Here is a 4,997-nt window from a genome sequence, read left to right as displayed (position 1 = left end):
TCGGGCTCAACGGGCTCAACGGGCTCAACGGGCTCAACGGGCTCAACGGGCTCAACGGGCTCAACGGGCTCAACGGGCTCAACGGGCTCAACGGGCTCAACGGGCAGTTTCCCCTCACCCGCGCCAGACCTGCAACTCTGCGCCGTTACATTACTGACGGATTACCCTGCTTAAGGAGGTTTCAGCGGAAGCCGCTGTCGGTTCCGTAGAATCCTCGGTTTTTGGGCATAAAAAAATCGCGAAACATAAGTTTCGCGATTTTTGCTTTGGTGACCCCAACGGGATTCGAACCCGTGTTGCCGCCGTGAGAGGGCGGAGTACTAGGCCGCTATACGATGGGGCCGTATGCTGAAGATTAATCTTCAGCTCACCAAATCTCTTTGGTGAAGCGCTGGGATACCAGGACTCGAACCTAGAATGACGGAACCAGAAACCGTTGTGTTGCCAATTACACCATATCCCAATGTGACTTGGTATTCATTTGCTTCAGCAGCCGAAGCTGATCTGCGCTGAACGCCTTAGCACGAGATATAACTATACCTAAAAAATTCACGGATCGCACATCCTGGGGCAATATCCTCGAGTGATCTGCAGCTCGTTTATTGAAATGCCTGTAAAAGACCTGAGCTTCGCTACACGTCAGCCGATAAATTGCCGCCGAAGGAGGCAGGTCCACTTGACCTGTCACTGCGTGCTGAGACGACTGCTTAATGCAAAAGAGGGAACCGAAGTTCCCCCTTAGCTGTGTGTCGGGATAACAGGATTCGAACCTGCGACCTCGTCGTCCCGAACGACGCGCGCTACCAAGCTGCGCTATATCCCGTGGTTACAACCATTTCACTATACACCCTGCAGAATTCTCATCAATGCCCGGCATAGCTACTCTTTTCTTTGCCGCCAAGTCCTTAGCCGGGCCTCGCAGCTTAAGACCATTAGATAGCTTTCCCAGGATTCAAGATATTCAACGGGTCCAAAAGGTTCTTGATCTGCTGTTGGAGTTCGATCACTTCTGTTGCTTGTTCCCATTGCAACCAATCTTTTTTGATCAGCCCGACACCGTGTTCGCCAGTAATTGTGCCGCCCAGTTCCAGTGCAATACGTACGGAGCTTTCAACTGCACGGTCAAGCCTCGCTAGTGGCTCGTTGCCGTCTTCCGGTTCTACAGAAAACGTCGGATGCAGATTGCCATCCCCTACATGCGAAATCATCCGCATGTTTACGTTTTCGTCCCGCGCAGCCCGTTGAACGCGGTGCACGTATTCAAGCATCTTGCTTTTCGGAATCGCGACATCCTCTCCAGTCCGGTAAGCATCGTCTTTAGTATCACCCCGGCTGGTTCGGCGCATTTCGATCAGTTGCGTAGCACTCGGATCTGCCGAATTGCTTAGCTGGGCATTGCGGTCTGCGAAAACACTGCGGAGAGCGGTTTCTTCACGCTCGGCGCCATAGCCATCCAGTCGAGCCAAGAGCATGGCACCGCCGTGACCTGCGTAATTCGTCGAGTACTGTTCATCAAGAATGAGCAGAGTCGAATGATCAATGAGTTCCAAAATGGCAGGCTGAATTCTGGCTTTGGCAATCAGTTGAACGCCCTCGACTGCTTCTTCCAGGCTGGGGAACAATAGAGCTATGTCTCGCTCGTCTACCGGGAGATAGCGCAATCGGAGAACTGCGCGAACGACAACGCCCAGCGTGCCCTCTGACCCTATGAAAAGTGCGGCGAGATCATACCCTGCTACACCCTTGAACGTATTCTTGCCAACGCGGATTAGTCGGCCGTCTGCCAATACTACGTCTAGGGAGAGCACTGCTTCTCGGGTCACGCCATACTTCGCGCACCGCAGGCCTCCCGCGTTGGTTGCGATGTTGCCGCCAATTGTAGACATCTTGTAGCTAGCAGGATCCGGGGCGTACATGAGGCCGAATTCGGAAACGGCTTCGTTCAGCTGATGATTGATGACGCCAGGTTCAACCACAGCGACCTCATCTTCCGGGCGGATCTCTAGGATTCTATTCATCTTGCTCAAGTTCAAGACGACGGCATCACCTAGTACGTGTACACCACCAGAAACACCTGTGCCGGCACCGCGGCTAATGACCGGTACCTTGTATTCGCTAGCCAAGCGTAGAACGTGTTGTACATCCGCTACGGAACTGGCGAAAACCACGGCCAGCGGTTCAATGGGATCCCCCGACAACTGACCGAAGTCTCTAGAGTTTTCTCGAAGCAGCGGGCCCGCTGTTTCAATGGCATTCTCTGGTAATGCCGCGCTGAGGGCATCTAGAAATCCGGCATGGGAAGCGGCCATCTTTATCTCCACGGATCGTTGCGTGCAAGTATTTACCTGAGACTACGGCTTTTGAGGGTCTTTGCCGAACTTGATGACTTGGCAATTTACTAGTAGCTCGGTTCAAAACTGCGTTTGCACCCTCATGGCCAGCCAGTCCGGGGCCGGCATACGTCATTGCCCTATTATTTATCGGGCTAAGACCGTTCAGCTGCTGCATTTTCTTTCGATTGCGCTGCTTGGATTTCTGCTGGAAGGGCTTTTCCTCTGACGAATAGTCGATAACAAACGCCCAGGATTGCCACCCAGATTAGACCGGTAATGAGTGCACTACGCGTATCCGGAATAATGCCGATTAAGATGATCACGAAGATCATGAAGGCCAGCGCCAAGTAGCTACCCACTGGCCAAAGCGGAACTGGGAATGCAGATGGTTCAAGATTATCTCTGTCTATCCGGTGCTTCATCCGAATATGAGAGATCAGGATCATCGACCAAACAACGACGGTGGCGAAAGTAGCCAATGCAGCAATGAGGAAGAAGATCTCATCTTCGAACCAGATGTTCAGCACTACACCAATAAGCAATGCGCCGATCATCGATAGTGAGGTCACCCATGGGACCCCGTTAGCCGTGGTCTTCGTGAATACCTGTGGCGCCTGGCCTTGTTTAGCCATACCGTGAATCATGCGTCCCGCGCCGAAGATGTCTGCGTTGATTGCTGAGAGTGCCGCAGTGATGACGATGAAGTTCAGGACATTTGCTGCTGACGAGAAGCCGATGCTGGAGAAGATCGAAACGAATGGACTTTCACTACCATCAATCGTGTTCCACGGCTGAATGCACATGATGACACCGAGCGTCAATACGTAGAACAGCAAGATGCGCACTGGCACAGAGTTAATTGCCTGCGGAATGACTTTACGCGGGTTTTGCGCTTCGCCAGCGGTAATGCCGATCACTTCGGTGCCGCCGAAGGCAAACATGACAATCGTCAGGGAAGCGAGAATGCCCCAGACACCATGCGGCATGAAGCCGTCGCCAGCAAAGAGATTGGATAGACCTGCAGCTCCTTCGCTTTGGTTGCCCAACCCGAAGACGATTACGAGAACGCCACCAGCGATCATTGCCATGATAGCGACGACCTTGATCAAGGAGAACCAAAATTCCAGTTCGCCGAAGACTTTGACCGAGAGCAGGTTCACGGCGGCAATGAAGAAAACAACTGCCAGGATCCAGATCCATCGTTCGACGTTGGGAAACCAGAAACCCATATATACGCCAAAAGCTGTCACGTCAGCCAGGGCCACCACAAACATTTCAAACGTGTAGGTCCACCCGGTTGCAAAGCCAGCAAAGCGTCCAACGAATTCAGTGGCATAGCTTCCGAATGAGCCGGAGGTCGGATTGCGGACTGCCATTTCTCCCAACGCACGCATCACCATGAACACCACTGCCCCACCGAGTATGTATGCCAACAGCACCGCTGGCCCAGCCATTTGAATGGCGCTTGCGGAACCATAGAACAAGCCTGTGCCAATAGCAGACCCTAGAGCGATAAACCTGATGTGCCGTGTGCTTAAACCACGTTTCAAGTTTTGACTTGTCTGGCTAGTACGCATGCTGCTCCTCCGAGATTCCTAACTGCATCAGAGGTTTGCCGCTCACTTTTCATGGTGTGCTTCAACCCCGACATCCATGTAATCGCAGTCACACGCATCTTGGAGCGGGGAAAAGACAAGATAGTCCGGTACCTCAGACTCGTGGTGAAAAGAAGCTGAGATACCGGACGGCAATTCTTCCAACGGATATCTCGGGACAGCGTGATGGGCATTCTGGAATTTCGACCACTCGCGAGCTGTAGATAGAAGTACACATCCCGGCAGGCAATGCAGTCAGATACTCGTGAATCCAATTGAAGGATCATGCTGCGCGATCCTCACCAACGACCTTGAGAATGCTTAAATGTGCTTGCGCAATCCCTCGATATCGAGGCAGGATTCCGATACGGCTGGCTTCAAAGTGCTGCACGTCAGTGGTCAGCAGCCACGCCCGCCTGTGTCCGTCATGTTGTCCACCGGAAGTCAAAGCATCTGCTGTCCGTTAGCATCCGCGTCTTCAGAAACATGATGCCGGTGTCTTCGGGTGGTGGATGACAGTATCTATTGCTTTCAAGGCTTTCCAAGACGAGGTCCACAATGACGTTCATTGGCCTGACCCGGTGAATTCTAGCAGTCTTGGTTCCCTTGGTCGGTCGAATCCCCTTACGCCGAGACCTATGGTTGCCAGTTGCTCTCACCATTGCACGCCGGCAGGTGAATGTGGTGCAACTGCGGGAATCGTCTTCCGAAACGGAGCTGTCGCCTTGGTGCCTGAAACTCAAATTACGCAGTCGACCAGCTGGCATTTTTAGTCGATACCCGTCAGGGAACAAATATGGCTCAGCAAGGCTGGCTGGGCCGACAACCTGATCTTCAATTTGGATAAGAACTCCAGTGAATAATTCTCGGGTAAACTGGCCCTCGTCATCCGGTGCAAGCAACTGAGCTCGCCGGCAACCTTGGCCAACACAAATACCCTGGAGGCCAACACAAATACCCTGGACGCACTGGTCGTTAAAGCAGGAGGGGAGGAGGAACCAAGCAGCACCAGCTGCCCAATTCCCCCTCCCCTTCTCGTTAAACAGGTGAGGCCCCGGCACCAAACGGT

Annotated in this window: 3 protein-coding genes and 3 tRNA genes; 1 reads left to right on the top strand and 5 read right to left on the bottom strand. The window is 53.0% G+C overall.

Annotated elements, in window-relative coordinates; genetic code table 11:
* On the top strand, window positions 1-209 hold a 209-nt coding region (locus ACWICV_RS17005; RefSeq protein ID WP_454133459.1), incomplete at its 5' end, for a hypothetical protein.
* 58 nt (window positions 210-267) lie between these two features.
* On the opposite strand, the gene ACWICV_RS17000 is transcribed toward ACWICV_RS17005, so the two are convergent.
* The 5 genes from ACWICV_RS17000 to ACWICV_RS16980 all read right to left on the bottom strand — a co-directional run bounded on the left by ACWICV_RS17000 (window position 268) and on the right by ACWICV_RS16980 (window position 3,910).
* A tRNA-Glu gene (locus ACWICV_RS17000) sits at window positions 268-343 on the bottom strand.
* 48 nt (window positions 344-391) lie between these two features.
* A tRNA-Gln gene (locus tag ACWICV_RS16995) sits at window positions 392-463 on the bottom strand.
* A 286-nt stretch (window positions 464-749) separates the two neighbouring features.
* Window positions 750-823, bottom strand: a tRNA-Pro gene (locus ACWICV_RS16990).
* Between the two features lie 109 nt (window positions 824-932).
* The gene (locus ACWICV_RS16985; protein ID WP_454091384.1) at window positions 933-2,309 is read right to left on the bottom strand and encodes an FAD-binding oxidoreductase; all 1,377 of its coding nucleotides are present in this window, start codon (window positions 2,307-2,309) and stop codon (window positions 933-935) included.
* 176 nt (window positions 2,310-2,485) lie between these two features.
* Window positions 2,486-3,910 carry an amino acid permease gene (locus ACWICV_RS16980; RefSeq protein ID WP_402735844.1) on the bottom strand — a complete coding sequence of 475 codons (1,425 nt, stop codon included), beginning with the start codon at window positions 3,908-3,910 and terminating at the stop codon, window positions 2,486-2,488.
* Window positions 3,911-4,997 lie beyond the last annotated feature (1,087 nt).

The organism is Glutamicibacter sp. NPDC055354 (genome assembly GCF_053644955.1).
This window is presented reverse-complemented; position numbering and strand designations above follow the sequence as displayed.